General features: G+C 69.6%; 20 protein-coding genes. 10 read left to right on the forward strand and 10 right to left on the reverse strand.

The genetic code is table 11. The features are described from left to right. Positions 1-19 precede the first annotated feature (19 nt). The 3 genes from ispF to phoU all read right to left on the reverse strand — a co-directional run bounded on the left by ispF (position 20) and on the right by phoU (position 1975). A complete protein-coding gene (ispF, locus tag NI17_RS18490; protein WP_068691172.1) occupies positions 20-484 on the reverse strand; it encodes a 2-C-methyl-D-erythritol 2,4-cyclodiphosphate synthase in 465 nt (154 codons plus the stop codon). A gap of 42 nt (positions 485-526) precedes the next feature. Beyond that, on the reverse strand, positions 527-1009 hold the full coding sequence (locus NI17_RS18495; protein WP_068691174.1) for a CarD family transcriptional regulator: 483 nt from the start codon (positions 1007-1009) through the stop codon (positions 527-529). 303 nt (positions 1010-1312) lie between these two features. Beyond that, a complete protein-coding gene (gene phoU / locus NI17_RS18500; protein WP_068691176.1) occupies positions 1313-1975 on the reverse strand; it encodes a phosphate signaling complex protein PhoU in 663 nt (220 codons plus the stop codon). Between the two features lie 123 nt (positions 1976-2098). On the opposite strand from phoU, the gene NI17_RS18505 reads away from it, so the two are divergent. Both NI17_RS18505 and NI17_RS18510 read left to right on the forward strand, forming a co-directional pair. Then, positions 2099-3277 carry a sensor histidine kinase gene (locus NI17_RS18505; RefSeq protein ID WP_068691178.1) on the forward strand — a complete coding sequence of 393 codons (1179 nt, stop codon included), beginning with the start codon at positions 2099-2101 and terminating at the stop codon, positions 3275-3277. Next, positions 3274-3960, forward strand: a complete 687-nt coding sequence (locus NI17_RS18510; protein ID WP_068691180.1) for a response regulator transcription factor — start codon at positions 3274-3276, stop codon at positions 3958-3960. The genes NI17_RS18505 and NI17_RS18510 overlap by 4 nt, the downstream gene beginning before the upstream one ends. Positions 3961-4084: 124 nt before the next feature. Here NI17_RS18510 and NI17_RS18515 read toward each other — a convergent pair whose 3' ends face one another. The 4 genes from NI17_RS18515 to NI17_RS18530 form a co-directional block, all read right to left on the reverse strand. After that, the gene (locus NI17_RS18515) at positions 4085-4828 is read right to left on the reverse strand and encodes a phosphoglyceromutase (protein ID WP_068691183.1); all 744 of its coding nucleotides are present in this window, start codon (positions 4826-4828) and stop codon (positions 4085-4087) included. A 75-nt stretch (positions 4829-4903) separates the two neighbouring features. Further along, positions 4904-5425, reverse strand: coding sequence for a YbjN domain-containing protein (locus tag NI17_RS18520; protein ID WP_068691185.1), 522 nt, complete (start codon positions 5423-5425; stop codon positions 4904-4906). A 72-nt stretch (positions 5426-5497) separates the two neighbouring features. Next, on the reverse strand, positions 5498-6802 hold the full coding sequence (gene mshA / locus NI17_RS18525) for a D-inositol-3-phosphate glycosyltransferase (RefSeq protein WP_119268147.1): 1305 nt from the start codon (positions 6800-6802) through the stop codon (positions 5498-5500). A 153-nt stretch (positions 6803-6955) separates the two neighbouring features. Then, the gene (locus NI17_RS18530; protein ID WP_068691188.1) at positions 6956-7480 is read right to left on the reverse strand and encodes an O-acetyl-ADP-ribose deacetylase; all 525 of its coding nucleotides are present in this window, start codon (positions 7478-7480) and stop codon (positions 6956-6958) included. Between the two features lie 169 nt (positions 7481-7649). On the opposite strand from NI17_RS18530, the gene NI17_RS18535 reads away from it, so the two are divergent. The 5 genes from NI17_RS18535 (at position 7650) to NI17_RS18555 (ending at position 12208) form a co-directional block, all read left to right on the forward strand. Beyond that, positions 7650-9716, forward strand: coding sequence for an N-acetylmuramoyl-L-alanine amidase (locus NI17_RS18535; RefSeq protein ID WP_068691190.1), 2067 nt, complete (start codon positions 7650-7652; stop codon positions 9714-9716). 116 nt (positions 9717-9832) lie between these two features. Beyond that, entirely contained in the window at positions 9833-10072 is a 240-nt protein-coding gene (locus NI17_RS18540) for a hypothetical protein (RefSeq protein ID WP_068691193.1), read from the forward strand. A gap of 411 nt (positions 10073-10483) precedes the next feature. Continuing rightward, positions 10484-10861: a BlaI/MecI/CopY family transcriptional regulator gene (locus NI17_RS18545; protein ID WP_084012591.1), complete on the forward strand. Its 378-nt coding sequence runs from the start codon at positions 10484-10486 to the stop codon at positions 10859-10861. Positions 10862-10865: 4 nt separating this feature from the next. Continuing rightward, complete coding sequence (locus NI17_RS18550) at positions 10866-11810, forward strand: M56 family metallopeptidase (protein ID WP_068691197.1); 945 nt, start codon at positions 10866-10868, stop codon at positions 11808-11810. Between the two features lie 95 nt (positions 11811-11905). After that, positions 11906-12208, forward strand: coding sequence for a DUF2516 family protein (locus NI17_RS18555; RefSeq protein WP_068691355.1), 303 nt, complete (start codon positions 11906-11908; stop codon positions 12206-12208). A 4-nt stretch (positions 12209-12212) separates the two neighbouring features. Here NI17_RS18555 and NI17_RS18560 read toward each other — a convergent pair whose 3' ends face one another. Together NI17_RS18560 and NI17_RS18565 are read right to left on the reverse strand one after the other, a co-directional pair. After that, positions 12213-13166: a neutral zinc metallopeptidase gene (locus NI17_RS18560; RefSeq protein ID WP_068691199.1), complete on the reverse strand. Its 954-nt coding sequence runs from the start codon at positions 13164-13166 to the stop codon at positions 12213-12215. Positions 13167-13197: 31 nt separating this feature from the next. Further along, entirely contained in the window at positions 13198-14136 is a 939-nt protein-coding gene (locus NI17_RS18565) for a neutral zinc metallopeptidase (protein WP_234401914.1), read from the reverse strand. Positions 14137-14307: 171 nt separating this feature from the next. Between NI17_RS18565 and NI17_RS18570 the strand changes: the two genes are divergently transcribed. The 3 genes from NI17_RS18570 (at position 14308) to NI17_RS18580 (ending at position 18153) form a co-directional block, all read left to right on the forward strand. Beyond that, positions 14308-16068, forward strand: a complete 1761-nt coding sequence (locus NI17_RS18570; RefSeq protein WP_394326754.1) for a DUF2207 domain-containing protein — start codon at positions 14308-14310, stop codon at positions 16066-16068. Positions 16069-16084: 16 nt separating this feature from the next. Then, positions 16085-16510 carry a D-aminoacyl-tRNA deacylase gene (gene dtd, locus NI17_RS18575; protein ID WP_068691204.1) on the forward strand — a complete coding sequence of 142 codons (426 nt, stop codon included), beginning with the start codon at positions 16085-16087 and terminating at the stop codon, positions 16508-16510. A gap of 179 nt (positions 16511-16689) precedes the next feature. Further along, positions 16690-18153: an endo-1,4-beta-xylanase gene (locus NI17_RS18580; RefSeq protein ID WP_068691206.1), complete on the forward strand. Its 1464-nt coding sequence runs from the start codon at positions 16690-16692 to the stop codon at positions 18151-18153. Between the two features lie 124 nt (positions 18154-18277). On the opposite strand, the gene NI17_RS18585 is transcribed toward NI17_RS18580, so the two are convergent. Further along, positions 18278-18640 carry a DsrE family protein gene (locus tag NI17_RS18585; protein ID WP_068691209.1) on the reverse strand — a complete coding sequence of 121 codons (363 nt, stop codon included), beginning with the start codon at positions 18638-18640 and terminating at the stop codon, positions 18278-18280. Positions 18641-18684 lie beyond the last annotated feature (44 nt).

Below are 18684 nucleotides of genomic sequence, written 5' to 3' on the forward strand. Positions count from 1 at the left end.
ACTTCCCCGGAGGTGGGCGTCAGCGCACCCGCACGCACAGGGCCGTGGCGATCGCCGCGATGCCCTCACCGCGGCCGGTGAGACCGAGTCCGTCGGTCGTGGTGGCGGAGCACGAGACCGGCGCGCCGGCCGCCGCCGTGAGCACCTTCTCCGCCTCGTGGCGGCGCGGGGCGAACTTGGGCCGGTTGCTGATGACCTGGATGGCGATGTTGCCGATCTCGTAGCCCGCCGCACGCACGCGTTGGGCGGCCTCGGTCAGCAGCGCCACCCCGGATGCCCCCTTCCACCGGGGGTCGGAGGTGCCGAACTGCGAGCCGAGGTCGCCCAGAGCGCATGCCGAGAAGAGAGCGTCGCAGGCCGCGTGCGCGGCGACGTCGCCGTCGGAATGCCCGCTGACCCCCACTTCGCCGGGCCATTCGAGCCCGGCGAGGAAAAGCGGACGCCCCGACTTGAAGGGGTGAACGTCCGTCCCGACGCCCACCATCGGCAGATCGCGAATCAACTCGGTATTTCTTGGTGTGGTTGGTTAACTGGTGAGAACCTCGTCGAGAAGAGCCTCGGCCTTGTCCTCGTTGGTCTTTTCGGCGAGAGCCAGCTCACTCACCAGAATCTGCCGTGCCTTCGCCAGCATTCGCTTTTCTCCGGCGGAAAGGCCGCGTTCCTTGTCGCGCCGCCAGAGGTCGCGGACGACCTCGGCCACCTTGTTGACATCGCCGGAGGCGAGCTTCTCCAGGTTCGCCTTGTACCGCCGCGACCAGTTCGTGGGTTCCTCGGTGTGCGGCGCCCGCAGCACCTCGAAGACCCGGTCCAGACCTTCCTGACCCACTACGTCGCGAACACCGACCTCCTCGGCATTGTCCGCGGGAACGCGTACCGTAAGATCACCCTTGTCGACCTTCAGAACGAGGTAGATCTTTTCCTCGCCCCTAATGGTTCGCGTTTCGATAGCTTCGATTCGAGCAGCCCCATGATGGGGGTAGACAACAGTGTCGCCGACCTTGAAAGTCATGTGACAAGTACCCCTTCCGCTACTACCAGGATACCACGAACCTGCCACTTAACGCACCTGTCGGATTTGCGAATGCGCAGGTCAATGCCTTAATTGCAGGCTCGACAAAGCGGGCCTGGGCCGCCTGTCGAAGCATCGGGAAAGCACACGCAACACACCCCAGGCCGCTTCTCCTGATAGCGGTGGGAATCTCCTATTCTACCCGCGGCCCCTCAGCTCGGCCACGGTTACACGCAGAACGGGGCCGTGGTCTCACCCACGACCCCGTCATCCTCTGTTCGGATGTCTGCTGTCACACGGGGGTCAGCCCTCCCCGTACGAGTCCTTGGGGCGCTCGCCCGTCACCAGGTAGACGAGGTGGTCGGCCACGTGGACGGCGTGGTCGCCGAACCGCTCGTAGAACCGGCCGGCCAGGGTGACGTCCATCGTGGGCTCCACGCCGTGCTGCCAGTTCGGCGAGAGGATGCGCTCCAGCAGCTTGCGGCGGAGCCGGTCCATGCGGTCGTCGTCCTTGTCCAACTCCCGCGCGGTCTCGACGTCCCGGTTGGCGACCACCTCCCCCGCCTTCACCACCAGCAGTTCGGCCTGGTGGCCCATCTCCAGGACGATCGACCGCAGCTCCGCCGGAATCGCCGAGTCGGGGTGCCGCCGTCGCGCGATCTTGGCGATGTGCACCGCGTGGTCACCCATCCGCTCCAGGTCACCGGACATGTGCAGCGCGGTGATGATGGTCCGGAGGTCCTGCGCGACGGGCTGCTGCCGCGCCATGAGGTCGAAGGTGCTGCTCTCGATCTCCTCGTTGAGTACGTTGAGCCGCTCGTCCCCGGAGATGACCTCCTGGGCCGCGTTGAGATCGGCGTCCAGCAACGCGGTGGTGGCGCGTGCGATCGCGTGTCGGGCCAGCCGGGTCATCTCGACCAGCCGGGTGGAGAGAGCGTCGAGCTCCTCGTGGTATGTGTCGCGCATGGTCTCAATCGTTCCAAGGGGTATCTGAATCACCGAGAAATCTACGGTGAACTCTCAAGAAAACTCGGTTGCGCGGGACCGTCAATCGGGTAACGGGGCGTTCTGTCCGCTTACGATCGAATTGTGGAAGGGGAGTTGCTGGCCGCGATCGCGGGACTCGTCGGGCTCGTGACGGGCGTCGCGGCCGGTCTGGCGTTCCGGATCAGCGAGTCAGATCGTGACCATACCCCCGATCCGGCGCCGCAATCAGGGCTGCCGGCGGGGATCGCCGAGGTGCTCGCGGCGCTGCCGTCGTCCGCGGTCGTCCTGGACTCGACCGACCGCGTTCTGCGGGCGAGTTCGGCGGCCCGCGCCTACCGCATCGTCAGTGGGGACGAACTGCTGATCGGGGAACTGCTCGCCCTGGCCCGCCAGGTGCGCCGGGACGGCGTGATCCGCGAGACCGAGATCGAGGTGGCGGTCCGCAGGTTCGGTCCCGACTCCACCTCCTTCGCGGTCCGGGTGGCTCCCCTGGGCGGCACCGGGCTGATCCTGGTGCTGGCCGAGGACCAGACCGAACGGCGGCGGGTGGAAGCGGTCCGCCGCGACTTCGTGGCCAACATCAGCCACGAGCTCAAAACCCCGGTGGGCGCGCTGTCGCTGCTCGCCGAGACGATCAACGACGCCAGCGACGATCCCGAGGCGGTGCGCCGCTTCGCCACGCGCATGAAGCACGAGGCGGACCGGCTGACCAGCCTCATCCAGGACCTCATCACCCTCTCCCGCATCCAGGGCGCCGAACCCCTGGCCGAACCCGTCGAGGTCGCGCTGGACACCGTGGTCGAGGAGTCGCTGGACGCGGTCCGCACTGCGGCCGACACCAAGAACATCGAACTGGTCTCCGGTGGCGACACGGACGTGCTGACCATGGGCGACGAGGGCCTGCTGATCACCGCCCTGCGCAACCTGGTCGCCAACGCCGTCTCCTACAGTCCCGAGAACACCCGGGTGGCGGTGTCGGTGCAGACCACCGCCACCACGGTGGAGATCAGCGTCGCCGACCAGGGCATCGGCATTCCCCAACAGGACCTGGAACGGATCTTCGAGCGCTTCTACCGAGTGGACGCGGCTCGTAGTCGGGCCACCGGAGGCACCGGCCTCGGCCTGGCGATTGTGAAACACGTCATGACCCTCCACCGGGGGGAAGTGACAGTGTGGAGCAAGGAGGGCGAGGGGTCGACGTTCACGCTGCGTCTGCCCCGGACCGAGACCCCGGAGCCGCCGAGCTCCGACGGCAACACCTATCGGGAGGCAGCACAGTGACGCGTGTACTCGTCGTCGAGGACGAGGAATCCTACAGCGACGCCCTGTCGTACCTGCTCCGCAAGGAGGGCTTCGAGGTCGCCGTCGCCCCGACCGGCACGGTCGCGCTGGAGACCTTCGACCGCACCGGCGCCGACCTGGTCCTGCTCGACCTGATGCTGCCGGGTCTGTCGGGTACCGAGGTCTGCCGCACCCTGCGGCAGAAGTCCAACGTCCCGGTGATCATGCTGACCGCCAAGGACAGCGAGATCGACAAGGTCGTCGGACTGGAACTGGGCGCCGACGACTACGTGACCAAGCCCTTCTCCTCGCGGGAACTGGTGGCCCGCATCCGTGCGGTGCTGCGCCGCCGCGGCAAGGACGACACGCTGCTGCCCACCACCCTGGAGGCCGGCCCGGTCCGCATGGACGTCGAGCGGCACGTGGTGACCGTGCGCGGCGGCCACGTGCAGCTTCCCCTCAAGGAGTTCGAACTGCTGGAGGTGCTGCTGCGCAACGCCGGCCGCGTCCTGACCCGCCCCCAGTTGATCGACCGCGTCTGGGGCGCCGACTACGTGGGCGACACCAAGACCCTCGACGTCCACATCAAGCGGCTGCGCGCCAAGATCGAGACCGACCCCAGCAACCCCCAGTACATCATCACGGTCCGCGGTCTGGGCTACAAGTTCGAGCCGGGGACCTGATCCCGGGCGGCACCGCCGCGGGGCGCGAGCGCTCGGGTGGAGGGGTCCGCTCCCCCGCACCTCCGGACACCGAGGCGGCCGGGTCCACACGGACCCGGCCGCCTTCCGTTCGCCGTGTCGGAAACTACTTGCCCTGGTTCCTGACCGCTTCGATGGCCTCCTTGGCGGCCTCGGGGTCCAGGTACTCGCCGCCCGTCTTGCGGGGGGTGTAGTCGTCGTTCAGCTCGTAGAGCAGCGGGATGCCCGTGGGGATGTTGAGTCCGGCGATCGTCTTGTCGTCGATGCCGTCCAGGTGCTTGACCAGGGCGCGCAGGGAGTTGCCGTGCGCGGCGACCAGCACCGTGCGGCCCGCGGCCAGGTCGGGGACGATCGAGTCGTACCAGTAGGGCAGCATCCGCTCCACGACGTCGGCCAGGCACTCGGTGCGCGGCATCAGCTCCGGCGGCAGGGCCGCGTAGCGGGGGTCGCCGTGCTGGGAGAACTCGTTGTCGTCGGCCAGCGGCGGCGGGGGCGTGTCGTAGGAGCGCCGCCAGACCATGAACTGCTCGTCACCGAACTCGGCGCGGGTCTGGGCCTTGTTCTTGCCCTGGAGGGCGCCGTAGTGACGCTCGTTGAGCCGCCACGAGCGCTTGACCGGAAGCCAGTGCAGACCGGCCTCGTCCAGCGCGATGTTGGCGGTGCGGATCGCCCGCTTGAGCACGGACGTGTGGACCACGTCGGGACGCACTCCCGCCTCGGACAGCAGCCTTCCGCCCTTGCGGGCCTCTTCCTCGCCCTTCACGGACAGGTCGACGTCCACCCAACCGGTGAACAGACCTTCGGCGTTCCAGACGCTTTCGCCATGGCGCAGCAGAACCAGAGTCGACATGTCTCTCAGCCTAGCGACCCGTGTTCCGACGCATCGCGGGGGGCACCGATTGGTCTACGCCAATTCTCCGATGTTTCACTCCTCCCCGTCCCCGTCCGACCCCTCCTCCACCAGGTGGCGGAAGGCCCGCAGGTTGCGCAGACTCGCCCCGCGCCTGGTGCGCCACGCCCACTCCTTGCGGATCGCCGTGGCGAACCCGCGCTCCAGCGCCGGGTTGAAGTTGTCGTCGGAGTAGGAGAGCACGCATCCCAGCAGCCGGTCCACCTCCTGCGGCGTGATCCCGGCCAGCGGCAGCCGCCCGGTGATGTACACGTCGCCCACGTCGTCGGCGGTGAAGGCCATCCCGTACATGTCGGCGCTGCGCCGCATCAGGTAGCGGTAGAACCCGCCCTCGTTCTCGTCCGGACGCCGGCAGAAGAAGCTCTTGACCAGCAGGCTGTGCTCGCCGATGTTCAACCACACCAGCGTCTTGAGCTTGCGCTCACCCGGGAGGGTCACCAGGAAGGCGTCGGACCTGGGCCGTTCGTACTCCAGCCCGGCCTCCTCGAGGGCGGTCTCGATCGCACCGGCCGCGTCGACCTGTTCCTGTGTGGGCATGCGGCTCCTCCTCGGTCTCGTCGTACTCCGTGGTCCTGACGTTCCCGGCCCGCGGCCCTCCTCGTACGGGGGTCACGGGCACGGCACGGTCAGTCGGCACCGTTCCAGGGCGCCCCGGTAGGCGTCCAGCAGTCCGTCGACGGTCGCCTCCCAACTGAGCCCCGAGGCGTGCCGGACCCCCGCGGCCCCCATGCGGTCCCGCCAGGCGGGCTCGGTGACCATCCGGTGCAGGACCCGGGCGTAGTCGTCGGGGTCGTGGCCGTCGATGAGCACCCCCGAGACCCCGTCGTGCACCGCCGTGGGCAGCCCGCCCACGTTGGCCGCGACAACGGGGGTTCCGCACGCCTGGGACTCCACCGCCACCAGGCCGAAGGACTCCGAGTAGGACGGCACGACCGTGGCGGTGGCCGCCCGGTAGTAGTGCGCGAGCTCGGCGCGCGAGCGGGGCGGTTCCAGGCGGACCACATCGGCGATGCCCAGCGAGCGCGCCAGGTCGGACAGCAGGTCGGGTTCGGCGCAGCCGCTGCCGGACTGGCCGCCCACGACCGCGACGACGAGCCGGTCGCGCAGGTGGGGAGCGGTCTCCAGGAGCCGTGCCGACGCGCGCAGCAGCACGTCGGGAGCCTTGAGCCGCTGCACCCTGCCGACGAACAGCAGCAGCGCGGTGTCGGCGGGCAGGCCGAGGCGGCGCAGGGCCCGTGCGCGCGGCCCGGGGGTGAACGTCTCCAGGTCCACGCCGGGGAAGACGGTGGAGATGCGGTTCGGGTCGGCGCCGTAGTAGTTGACGAGCTGGGCGGCCTCGTCGTCGGTGTTGGCGACGAGCCGGTCGGCGAGCGCGACGAGAGCGTCCTCGCCCTTCACCCGCTCCTCGGGCTCGGGGGTGTCGCCTTCGGCCAGCGACATGTTCTTCACCCTGGCCATGGTGTGCATGGAGTGCACGAGCGGCACCCCCCACTCCCGCGCGGCCGACCAGCCGGCCTGGCCGGAGAGCCAGTAGTGGGCGTGCACCAGGTCGTAGTGGCCGCTGAGGTTCTCGGCCTCGGCGCGCAGCACGCCGTGCACGAACGGGCACAGGTAGCGGGACAGAGCCGTCTTGTCGAGCCTGCCGTAGGGACCCGCCGCGATGTTGCGGACGGTGACTCCGGGCGCCATCTCGACCTCGGGAGGCTGCTCGAAGGAGGTGGCGCGGGTGAAGACGTCGACGGCGACACCGCGTCCGGCCAGCCGTTTGGCGACCTCGACGACGTAGACGTTCATGCCGCCCGCGTCGCCGGTCCCGGGTTGGTCGAGCGGGGAGGTGTGCAGACTGATGGCGGCGATCCTGCGGGGCCGCGCCGTTCCGATCTGACACTCCGTGCCCGGAGTCTGTGACGCCACTCGGCTCCCCGTCCCTTCCTGTCCTCGCGCGCTCACCGCGCGCCACACCGGTCAACATTCGCATCGGGGCGCAGTGTTCCCATATTGACCACGGAGGCGCGGCCGCCGGGAACGCGGGGTGGGGATTCTCCGGCGGGCGTCTCCGTCGGGACGTCAGGACTGACGGGGCAATCCGTCGAGCACCTCGGCGAAGACCGCGTACGCCCGTGTGTCGAAAAGAACAAACCGGACATCACGCACATCAGTGGGAGTGTTTCGGACCGTGGTGAGGGCGATGCGCGCGCCGTCGTCCATCGGCCAACCGTAGATTCCGGTGGAGATGGCGGGGAAGGCGACACTGCGCGCTCCCAGTTCGTCCGCGACGCGCAGCGACTCGGCGTAGCAGGAGGCGAGCAGCGCCGAGCGGTCGTGCCCGGCGCTGTGGACGGGACCGACGGTGTGGATGACCCACCGTGCGGGCAGCCGACCGGCCGTGGTGGCCACCGCCCGCCCCGTGGGCAGTCCGTTGCCGTAGCGGCCGGCACGGAGCGCGCGGCACTCGGCCAGGATCTCGGGGCCGCCGCGGCGGTGGATCGCGCCGTCCACCCCTCCGCCGCCGAGCAGGCTGGAGTTGGCCGCGTTGACCACGGCGTCCACCCGTTGTTCGGTGATGTCACCCAGGACCAGTCGGATGCCCATCTCTCCATGATGCGCCGCGTGCCGCCCGAAGTGTCCCAGGAGGCTTTCGGCCACGCTCTTTTACCTAAAGTAGCGACCCATTCCCAGAAAGTGTTTATCAACCCCCTCTTGCTGCGGAACAACCAGTAACAGCCCTGGTCAAAGCCCCTTTTCCCGCACGGAGGGACGTATGCCCAGACCTGAGAGATACGTGTCCAGGTCCGACCTCGGCTGGGGAGTGTCCGGCGCCTCCTCCGCCGACCCGAAGAAGGGCCTGGTGATCCACTACGACGGCTCCAACCAGAGACTCTCCGAGAAACCGCACTCGGCGTGCGCCAGGTACTGGAAGCAGACCCGCAGGTTCCACACGAAGGCCCGGGGCTGGGCGGACATCGGTTACTGCGTGGACGAGGAGACGGAGATCCTCACCGAGGACGGGTGGAAGAACTTCCGGGAGATCAACGAGGGCGACATCGTTCTCACCCTCGACCACGAGACAGGACTCTCCCGGTGGCAGCCCCTCCTGGCGGTGAACGTCTTCCCCGCGACGTTCCGTGAGCTGATCAGGATGGAAGGCCGCGGCCACTCCTCCCTGACCACCGCCGAGCACCGTTGGCCGGTCGAACGGTCCCACCGACGCACGGACACCCGGCACCGGGAGACCACCGAGAGCGGACGGGCCTCCACCGGTCGGGCCAGACGCACGCAGCAGGGCCGGGAACGCACGTGGGCGACCACCGAGACGCTGACCCACCGGGACCGCATCCCGCTGTCAGCTCCCTGCGGGAGCCTGCCGACCGATCCCAAGTGGTCGGATGCCCTCGTCGAACTGGTGGCGTGGTTCTGGACCGGAGGACACGTCGAGCCGCGGAGCGGGAACCGCCTCCCGTGTACGGGAGTAGTCGTCCACCAGCCGGAGAAGAACCCCGAGAACGTCACCCGGATCCGGGGGGCGCTGAACACTCTCCTCGGACCGCCGTGCGCACGCCTCCCCCGCGTGGGAGGCGCCTCGGACGGCGAACCCCGGTGGAGAGAGGCGCACAACGGGCGCCTCGTGGAGTTCCACCTCTCGGCGGACGCGGGCCGCATCCTGCTCGAACAGGCACCCGGGCGGGTCCCCGGTCACGCGTTCCTGCGTTCCCTCACCCGCGCCCAGCTCGAACTGTTCATCGAGGTCTCTCTTCTCGGGGGTGGCCGCACCGTCCCGGCGCGCAACGGCGGGGCGCTCGTTCAGGAGTCGAAGGCGGCCGCGGAGGCGTTCCAGTTCGCCGCGGTCCTCGCGGGGCGCGCGGCTTCGCTGCGGCGCTGCCCACCCACCGCGTCCACGGGCTGCGACACGTGGACGGTCGAGCTGCGGTCCGAGGCGTACCTCTCCCCCAGGGCGGCCGCAGCCCGTGAGTCGGCGTTCGCCATCACCCGGGAGCCCTACGAGGGGCGCATCTGGTGTCCGACCACACCGAACGGAACCTGGTTGGCCCGTCGCTCGGGAACCGTCTACTTCACCGGCAACAGCTACGGGGTCTGCCCCCACGGCTACGTGTTCGAGGGGCGCGGGCTGTACCGGACCCAGGCCGCGCAGCCCGGCGGGAACTCGACCTACTACTCGGTGACGCTCATGTGCGGCCCCTCCGACGAGATCACCGACGCCCAGGTCAACGCCGTCCGCCAGTTGCGCGAGTGGCTCATGGAACCGAGGTCGTCGATCAGCGGAACCGTCAGGGGCCACCGGGACTTCGTGGACACGTCCTGCCCCGGCGACAAGCTCTACCGGATGGTCCGCGACGGAGTCTTCAGCAAACCCGCACGGTGGGGGGGCGCCTCCGCCGGAGAGGAGGACACGGTGCCGCACTACCTCAACATGGCCCAGACCAAGGAGATCACCATCCCGCCCCACAAGTACGCCTCCCTGCGCTGGGACACCGTGTGGACCGACACTGCCGAGATCGCCCACAAGGACGGCCTCGCCGTCATCTCCAGGCCGTGCGACCTCAACGGCGCGCTCTGGCTGGACCTCGAAGGGCTGGCCGAGGGCGAGGACGTCCAGCTGCGCATGGCCGACTGGGAGCGCAAGGCGAAGAAGTACCACCTGCACCCCATCGCCGAGGGAGTCGGCACCGCGGGCCGGACGTTCCCCGCCTTCCCGGTGGTCAACCGGCTCGGTGAGGGCCGCACGATGGACCTGCGCGTCTACAACGTCGGCTCCCGCCCCCTCACCCTGCGCCGCGCCACCTTCAAGGGCCACGTCTGGCTGCACTGACCCCCGCGGACCGTCCCTCCGCGCTCCCTCCCCGGGGCGCCAGGCTCCCACCCCGTTCCTCTCCCCGATCCGCCCCCCTTCCCGTTTCCGTATGTCCGTCAGACCGGGAGGTCACCATGCTCACGTCCGTCGTCCGCACGATCGTGCCGCTCGTCGTCGGCGCGCTCAGCACCCTCACCGCCACCCACCTCGGTGTGGAACTGCCGGAGGCGGTGCTCACCGAGGCCGTCACCGTCCTCGTCGCGGGTGTCTACTACACGACCGTCCGCCTTCTGGAGGAGCGCGTCTCGCCCGCCTTCGGCCGCGTCCTGCTGGGCCTGGGGCTGCGCGGGAGGCCGGAGTACAACGTCGCCTGAGCCGTTCCGCCACGGGACTCCCGGACAGCCGTCGCACCGTGTCACCGACACTTCTCCGCAGCGTTTCACACGCTACGGACCAGGGGGGACTTCGCCGGGAATCTCGTGGCGGCCAGTGCGTCCACCGTGCGGGCAGCACGTCCGCCGGCGGGCCGGGGCTGTCGCCGAGGCGCGGCTGCTCCACCTCTTTTGGGGGCGCCGACACAGCCGGGGCCCCTGGAGTCCTCGACCCACCGTGCCGGTGGACGGGGCACGTCGCTGTGCCCGGATCGGTCGTCAGGCACGGGGCACCGCGCACGTACCCTGCCGCCCCGCACCGTCGGGAGCGGATGCCGCGGGGTCTGCCCGGGTCGCGCATCGGAACTCCCCCCTCCTACAGCGCGTAGTACTACCGCCGGTAAACTGGCCCTCATGAAGAACAGGCTCGGCGACCTTGAACGTGCGGTGATGGATGTACTGTGGGAAAGAACCGAGCCAATGACGGTTCGGGAAGTGGGGCGCGCCCTGGCGGACCGCGACCTCGCCCACACGACCGTCATGACGGTGCTCGACCGACTCGCCAAGAAGGGAGTCGTGCATCGCACCCGTGAGGGACGCGCGTGGCGATACCGCCCGGCCGCCAGCCGGGAGGCCTACGTCTCGGAACTGATGCTCGACGCGCTCGGCCAGACCGGGGACCGCGATGCCGCACTGGCCGCCTTCGTCCGTTCCATGAGCGGCCCGGAGGCCGAAGTACTTCGCCGCCTCCTCGCGGAGGGCCACGAGGAAGGCGACAGATCAAGGATGTAGTCGCATGGTCGTTGCCGCACTGCTCACAGCGATCGCAGGCGGCTGCCTTCTCGCCGCCTTCCTCCTGCTGGGCGCCCGGTGGCCCGCCCGGGGCCCGCACGTCGCCGTTGTCGCCTGGCAGGCGTTGGGGCTGGCGTGGGGAGTCTCCGTCATCGGCGCCCTGCTGGCCTTCGGTCTGGCGCCCTACGACCAGGGTGTGCTGTACGGCCTGACCGCCCTGATCCGGGACGCCGCCGCGAACGGGCTGCGCCTGGACGCCCTCCTGGAGGGGCGCCTCGCCGCGACCCGGGTGGCCGCCCTCGTCGCGGCCGCCGGACTGACCCTGATGCTCTTCTGGGGCCTGGCGGTCTCCTTCATCCAGGTGGTACGCACCCGCCGCCGCCACCGGGCACTCCTCGAACTGGTCGCCCACGACCACCCCGAGGTGCCCGGAGCCCGCGTGCTCGACCACCCCGCGGCGGCGGCCTACTGCCTGCCCGGTGTACTGAACTCGCAGATCGTCATCAGCGCCGGAGCACTGGAGGTCCTGGACCGCCGGGAACTCGCCGCGGTGCTGTCCCACGAGCACGCGCACCTGCGCCAGCGGCACGACCTCGTCCTCCTGCCGTTCTCCTCGCTGAAGCGCGCGTTCCCCCGACTCCGGTTCATGGAACGGTGCTACAACGCCGTGGCGTTGCTCATCGAGATGTGCGCCGACGACCACGCCCGCCGCCGCCACTCCCCCCGGGAGCTCGCGACGGCACTGGTGCGGTTCGGCAGTGCGGGCGGCGCGGCGATCCCCGCCGGAGCCATGGCGGTGGTGCCCAACGAGCAGCAGCCCGAGGTGCTCGCCCGCGTCTCCCGACTGCTCAACCCGGCGGCACTGTCCCGTCGGGCCACCGCGACCGTGCTGGCCGGGTCGGCCTCCCTCATGACCGCGACCTTCACCCTCTGGCATCTGCCCATGTGACAACGGATTCTCGGGCACGATCCGCGCCGGTCGTGCGTTTAGTCTGAAGGCAGGTTTCTTTCCCGAGGTAAAGGCCGGGTGCTCGCGTGTACGCCATGGGCTTCTTCGCTCTGCTGTTCAAGGTCATCTACCTGGCGACCTTCGTGACGTCGCTGTACGGGCTGATCGAGGCCGTCCGCACCCCCGCGGCGGCGTTCCCCGCGATGGACAAGCAGACCAAGGGACTGTGGGTGGGACTCCTCGGCGCCGGCACGGTGGTCTCGTTGGCCGCGCTGATGGGTGCCTTCGCTTTCCTGACGATCCTGGCGCTGGCCGCCGCCCTGATCTTCCTGATCGACGTGCGGCCCGCGGTGCGCAGCATCAACCGCCCCGGCGACGGCCCCTACAGCTCCTGGTAGCGGCTCACTGGAGCAGGTCGCTCTCGGCCGCCCAGGTGTTGCAGGCTCCGGGGGTCTGGCGGTCCAGTCCCCGCTCCAGCCACAGCACGCTGTTCCGCGCCGAGCCGTGCGTACGCTCGGCGTCGGTGCTGCCCTCGCGGTCCGCGGTGACCGCCGCGTCGTCGAGGAGCGTCCGGCGCTCGGCGTCCCCGATCGGGTAGGTGACGCTCACCGAACCGAGGAAGACCCCGGCCAGGCAGTTGGCCTGGAGTTCGCTGCGGCGGGTCCAGGCGCTCTGCTCCGCCGGGTCGCTCTCCGTGCGGCGGCGTTCGTGGTAGTAGTCCAGGATTCCCGCCTCGCCCTGCACGTGGTGCCCGTACTCGTGGGCGAGCAGGGAGGCGTAGACGACGCTGTCGGTGCTGCTGTGCCACTTGTCGACCACGTCGCGTACCCCGATGTAGACACTCTCGCTGGCCCGGCAGTAGAAGCCGCCCGCGGCCGACGGGTAGTCGCGGCACGGACTGCTTCCGGCCTCCTCCCAGAAGACGCGCTCCGGCGGCTGGAAGTCCAGCCCCGCCCTGGCGAACTGGGTGGCCCAGGCCTGGTCCAGGCAGTCCGTGACGGTGTCGAGGAAACGCCTCATGGATTCGGGGTCGTCGACGTCGAGTGCGGGAGCCGGGCAGGGCAGCGGGGCCAGTCGTCCGGTCGAGTAGAGCGGGTTGTGGACGAGCACCGCCTCGCCGGTGAACTCCGATCCCAGCCCGCCGACCGCTCCCCGCTGCTCCGGTCCGCCGGTCGCGGCGGGCGCCTCCTCCTGGGGCGCCCGGCTCGGCAGCAGGGCTCCGGTCACCGGCGCGCCGATTCCCTCGACGCTCTGTCCCACCAGGATCGCCAACGCCAGGACGGCCACGCCGATCGCCGCGAGGCGTCCGGCGCCGCGCGCCCTGCCCTGCGTTGTCCGGCCGTGTGCCCGTTCCACGTTCGTCCTGGCTCGTCCACCGGCGTGCCGGTCAGTCGACCAGTTCCTCCTCGGCTTCCCACGTGTTGCACGCCGCGGGGTCCCTGCGGTCCATGCCGTGGCTGGTCCACATCTGACCGTTGACTGCGCTGCCGTGCGTGCGACTGTCGCCCCGGTCCGCGCGCAGTGCGGCGTCCTGCATGATCTCCTCGCGTTCCGACTCCTCGATGGGAAAGCTACTTCCCACCGACCCCAGGAACACCCCGCTGAGGCAGTTGGCCTGGAGTTCGCTGCGGCGGGTCCACTCGTCGTGGTTCTCGCCGCCGCCTCCCCTCGCCTGCTGGTACTGCGGCAGGATTCCCGCCTCACCCTGCACATGGTGACCGTACTCGTGACCGAGCAGGAAAGTGTAGGCCGCGGCCTGGTCGCTGTGTCCGGAATCGGCCACGATGTCCTCCACGCCGAGGTACAGGCCCTTGTTGGCGTAGCAGTAGAACGCCGAGGTCCCCTCGACCGGATAGGTGCCGCACGGACTCTGCCCCGACGCGTACCAGTAGATCCGGTTCGGCGGGTCGAACGACACTCCCGCGTCCGCGAGGTGCGTTCCCCACGCCTCGTCGAGGCAGTCGGTCACCTCGTGCAGGAAGAACTCCATCGACTCGGGGTCGTCGGCGTCCAACTCCGGGGCCGGGCAGGTGACCGACCGCAGTTCACCGCTCAGGTAGAGCGGGTTGGTGCTCAGGGTCTCCCGGGACAGGGTTACGGTCTCCTCCCCGGACGTGGCCGCAGGTCGGGCCGTCTCCGCCACGGGGCGGGGTCCGGTGTCGAAGAGCGCGGCCACCAGCACGAATCCGGCCAGGGCGACGGCGGCCAGCCCCATGACCAGGACGACGGAGACACCGATCCCCAGAGGGCGCGGTCGTGGCCTGCCCCTGTGGACGGGCAGTGTGTACTCGACGGCGTGGCCCCGCCTCCTGTTCGGTGTCCTCACGTTGGTCGATCTCCTCACCCGCTTCTCCCATGGCCGACCCGCTCGGGTGACTTTTCGATTATGCCTGGACAAAAGGGATGACCTCCGCCCCACCTGCCTCTTCTCCCGAAGAGGTCAGAACGGTCGGTAGGCTCACCGTGTGCGATGCGGTGGGCGGGACAGGCGAGGGAGATGATGACGGGAACAACGGCCGGGACAGCCCTCCTCGGCGTTGCCGCCATCGCGTCCTCCGGCGTGCTGCTGGCGGCTCTCCCGGCGTCCGCCGCTTCCCACGATCCGCAGACACACACCATCCAGCAGGGCACGGTCCCCGACGGGCAGACCGTCAACGAGATCTCCCTGCGGCTGGACGACGGAGGTGTGCTGCACGCCCAGGAGCGCATCACCTTCGGCGGCGGCGGTCCCGCGGAGTTCACCCGGACCTTCGAGCTGAGGGAGCCCTACGACACCGACCACGACCGGCTGTACGAGGTCACCGACCTGACCGCCCAGAGCGGAGACGGCCGTCCGGTGGAGATCACCGTCGACGAGGGCGCGGCCACCATGGACGCCAGGCTGGACGTGGCCGGAGCCGAGGTCGTCATCGTGGACTACCGGGTCGAGGGCACGGTCAGCGAGGTCGGCAACCGGTTGGAACTGGAGTGGACGGCGGTCGGGGGGTACAGCGACTTCGTCGAGGAGACGACGGTGGTCGTGGACGCCCCGGCTCCCCCGCAGGCGCTGTCGTGCGCGGCGGGCGAGCCGTTCAGTTCCATCTACTGCACCTCGTCGGACATGGGCGGACCCCAGGCGCTGGTCGCCCGTTTCCTACAGACCGACCTGGACGTGGGGCAGTCGCTCGACATCGTGGTGAGCTATCCGAGGGGCAGCGCGCCCAGCACCCTGATCCTGGACCGCACCTGGTCGTTGACCTCGGCGTTCGCGATCACCCCCGCGACGGCGGGAGTCTTCGGACTGCTGCTGGTGGTGCTGGTCGGCGGGCTGGTACTGCTGATCTGGGTACGCGGCCGGGACGAGCGGGCGCTGCGCTCGGAGGCGCGGAAGGCCGACCACGCCCCGGTGGAGCCGGGCGTGGGCGGGAACCTGCGCTTCCACCCGCCGGACAACGTGCACCCCGGGCAGATCGGCACCCTCATCGACGAGCAGGCCGACGTGGTGGACATCACCGCGACCGTGGTGGATCTGGCGGTACGCGGCTACCTGCGCATCGAGGAGCTGCCGCACGCACGCCACGCCTCGGTGGACTGGCTGCTGACCCGCACCGGTCAGCGCGGCGAGGACGCGCTGTTGCCCTACGAGCGGCTGCTGCTGGGCGCGCTCTTCCAGAGGGGTGACCGGGTCCGGCTGTCGGAGCTGGGCGAGGGGTTCGCCGACCGGTTGGCCGAGGTGCGCGAGGAGCTGTACCGCGACATGGTGCGGCTGAAGTGGTTCGCGCGCCGCCCCAACCGGGAGCGCAACCAGTGGACGACCGTGGGGATCGCGTTGACCCTGCTCGGCGGGGTGGTCACCGTACTGCTGGCGGTCTTCACGCACGCGGCGTTCACCGGGCTCGCGCTGGTCCTCGCGGGCGCGGCGGTGACCGTGGGAGCGCAGTACGTGCCCGCCAAGACCAAGTTGGGCAGTGCCGTGTTCGCGCACGTCGCGGGGTTTCGGGCCTATCTGCTGCGCGCGCGGGTCAACGACATCCCGTCCGACCGCCGGGTCCACCTGTTCTCCCGCTACCTGCCGTACGCGATCATCTTCGACAACGTCGAGCACTGGGCGCGGATTCTGGCGGCCGCGGGGGCGGAGGAGTCGCACGGCCGGGGCCTGTTCTGGTACCACGGGCCGCAGGACTGGGATCTGGACGACTTCGCCGACTCCATCAAGGCGTTCACGTTGACCCTGTCGGGTGTCATCTCCAACACCCGGCAGTTCCGGGCCCTGGGATGAGTGGAGGAGGAGTCTCATGCGTGCGGTGGTGCAGCGGGTCAGCCACGCCTCGGTGACGGTCGACGGCGAGGTCGTCGGAGCGATCGAGGAGCCGGGGCTGCTGGCGCTGGTGGGCGTGACCCACACCGACGGGGCGGCGGAGGCCGCCAAACTGGCCCGCAAGCTGTGGACGCTGCGCATTCTGGAGGACGAGCGGTCGTGCTCCGACGTCGCGGCGCCGCTGCTGGTGGTCAGTCAGTTCACGCTGTACGGCGACGCCCGCAAGGGGCGCCGTCCCACCTGGCAGGCCGCCGCGCCCGGTCCGGTGGCCGAGCCGCTGGTGGACCAGGTGGTCAAGGAACTGCGGGGGCTGGGGGCCCGGGTGGAGACGGGAGTGTTCGGCGCGCGGATGTCGGTGTCGCTGACCAACGAGGGTCCGTTCACCGTCCTCGTGGAGGTCTGAGAGACGACGGGACGTATCAGTCCTGTAAAAGCGATCTTCCCCTTCAATACCGAACGTGTTAGATTCATCACCGGTCGCACCGATGGGAGCGCTCCCGACCGTGCTGACCGGACCGACAGGCTGAGGGGGCACGTCGGTCGCGCAACAGGAAGACAACCGTCGCGCGAAAGGAAACACCGATGACGGAAGTCCGTCACCGTCCCCCTGGGCGAGCCAGGCGCTCGCTCGGCCTCCTCCTCAGCTCCGCACTGGCCGCCGCCACCCTGTGGGCCACGGCCTCCCCGGCCCACGCCGAGGACACCCTGCGGGACCTCGCCGCCCAGAACGGCGGGCGCCACTTCGGGGCCGCGATCACCTACAACCCGCTCAACAACGACTCGCAGTACCGCGACATCGCCGCCACCCAGTTCAGCGCGGTCACCCACGAGAACGAGATGAAGTGGGAGTCGCTGGAGCCCCAGCGCGGCCAGTACAACTGGAGCCAGGCCGACTCGATCATCGACTTCGCCAAGTCCAACAACCAGATCGTGCGCGGCCACACCCTGGTCTGGCACAGCCAGCTACCGTCCTGGCTGAACAACGGAGGCTTCTCCGGCACCCAACTCCGGTCCATCATGGACAACCACATCGAGACCGTGGCCGGGCGCTACAGGGGTGACATCTACGCCTGGGACGTGGTCAACGAGGCGTTCAACGAGGACGGCTCGTTCCGCAACTCGATCTGGTACCAGGGCATGGGCGTCGACTACATCGCCCACGCGTTCCGCAAGGCCCACGAGGTCGACCCCAACGCCAAGCTGTACATCAACGACTACAACATCGAGGGCATCAACTCCAAGAGCAACGGCCTGTACGACCTGGTGGTCGACCTGCTCGACCAGGGCGTCCCGATCCACGGCGTCGGCATCCAGAGCCACCTCATCGTCGGCCAGGTGCCGTCCACGTTCCAGCAGAACATCCAGCGCTTCGCCGACCTGGGCCTGGACGTGGCGATCACCGAGCTGGACATCCGCATGCAGATGCCCGCCACGGACTCCAAGCTGCAGCAGCAGGCCAACGACTACCGGGCCGTGGTCAACGCCTGCCTGGCGGTGAGCCGCTGCATCGGCGTGACGGTCTGGGGCATCGACGACGAGCGCTCCTGGGTTCCCTACACCTTCGACGGCGAGGGCGCCCCGCTGCTCTACGACGGCCAGTACAACCGTAAGCCCGCCTGGTACGCGGTCTACGAGGCGCTCGGCGGCACCACCGACCCCACCGACCCGCCCACCGACCCCACCGACCCGCCGACCGACCCCACCGACCCGCCGACCGATCCCCCCGGTAACGGCGGCCCCTGCGACGTGGACTACACCGTGGTCAACGACTGGGGCAACGGCATGCAGGGCTCCATCACCATCAGCAACACCGGATCGTCCCCGATCAACGACTGGACCCTGCGGTTCACCCTCTCCGGCGTGACCATCTCCAACGGCTGGAACGGCGACTGGTCCCAGAGCGGCTCCCAGATCACCGTGAACGCCCCGTCCTGGAACCCCACCATCCAACCGGGACAGAGCACCCAGCTCGGCTTCGTCGCCAGCAAGAGCGGCAGCACCGCCGCACCCACCCAGTTCACCGTCAACGGAGCCACCTGCTCCTGACCCGATGAACAGACCGGGGCCGCCACACCAACGGTGCGGCGGCCCCACCTCCATGTCCGGGGGCCCTGGTCCCAGGAGCCTCCACCGGCGTCTTCGGCCCCTGCCGAGGGCAGGGGCAACAAGGTCAGTAGACCAGTGCCTGAGCGCCGTCGGCCATGACCTCCTCGACGAAGGTGGGGGCGCCCGCGATGCGCACCCCCTTGACGAGGTCGTCCTCGGTGAGCGAGCGCCGTGCCGCGCACTGGGTGCAGACGGTGACCCGGCCTCCCGACAGCACCACGTCGAGCAGGTCGCCGAGCGGTGCCGCGTGCGGCAGCTCGAACTGCTCCGCCCGCCCCGGAACAGCCAGCCAGCTGGCCTCCCCGGTCAGCCAGAGCGACACCCGCACCCCGCTCGCCACCGCCGCCGCCGCGACCGTGAACGCCTGGTTGCAGCGTTCGGGGGAATCCTCGCCAGCGGTCGCCTTGATCACCAACACGCGTTCCATGCCGTCAGCGTAACGCCCGCCCCACCGGGATTCTCCCGATTCAC

The sequence above is a fragment of the Thermobifida halotolerans genome (assembly GCF_003574835.2).
Taxonomy (GTDB): Bacteria; Actinomycetota; Actinomycetes; order Streptosporangiales; family Streptosporangiaceae; genus Thermobifida; species Thermobifida halotolerans.

Coding starts and splice junctions, on each gene's coding strand:
- ispF (WP_068691172.1), bottom strand. CDS start 484: ATGGTGGGCGTCGGGACGGACGTTCACCCCTTCAAGTCGGGGCGTCCG.
- NI17_RS18495 (WP_068691174.1), bottom strand. CDS start 1,009: ATGACTTTCAAGGTCGGCGACACTGTTGTCTACCCCCATCATGGGGCT.
- phoU (WP_068691176.1), bottom strand. CDS start 1,975: ATGCGCGACACATACCACGAGGAGCTCGACGCTCTCTCCACCCGGCTG.
- NI17_RS18515 (WP_068691183.1), bottom strand. CDS start 4,828: ATGTCGACTCTGGTTCTGCTGCGCCATGGCGAAAGCGTCTGGAACGCC.
- NI17_RS18520 (WP_068691185.1), bottom strand. CDS start 5,425: ATGCCCACACAGGAACAGGTCGACGCGGCCGGTGCGATCGAGACCGCC.
- NI17_RS18530 (WP_068691188.1), bottom strand. CDS start 7,480: ATGGGCATCCGACTGGTCCTGGGTGACATCACCGAACAACGGGTGGAC.
- NI17_RS18535 (WP_068691190.1), top strand. CDS start 7,650: ATGCCCAGACCTGAGAGATACGTGTCCAGGTCCGACCTCGGCTGGGGA.
- NI17_RS18540 (WP_068691193.1), top strand. CDS start 9,833: ATGCTCACGTCCGTCGTCCGCACGATCGTGCCGCTCGTCGTCGGCGCG.
- NI17_RS18545 (WP_084012591.1), top strand. CDS start 10,484: ATGAAGAACAGGCTCGGCGACCTTGAACGTGCGGTGATGGATGTACTG.
- NI17_RS18550 (WP_068691197.1), top strand. CDS start 10,866: ATGGTCGTTGCCGCACTGCTCACAGCGATCGCAGGCGGCTGCCTTCTC.
- NI17_RS18555 (WP_068691355.1), top strand. CDS start 11,906: ATGGGCTTCTTCGCTCTGCTGTTCAAGGTCATCTACCTGGCGACCTTC.
- NI17_RS18570 (WP_394326754.1), top strand. CDS start 14,308: ATGATGACGGGAACAACGGCCGGGACAGCCCTCCTCGGCGTTGCCGCC.
- dtd (WP_068691204.1), top strand. CDS start 16,085: ATGCGTGCGGTGGTGCAGCGGGTCAGCCACGCCTCGGTGACGGTCGAC.
- NI17_RS18580 (WP_068691206.1), top strand. CDS start 16,690: ATGACGGAAGTCCGTCACCGTCCCCCTGGGCGAGCCAGGCGCTCGCTC.
- NI17_RS18585 (WP_068691209.1), bottom strand. CDS start 18,640: ATGGAACGCGTGTTGGTGATCAAGGCGACCGCTGGCGAGGATTCCCCC.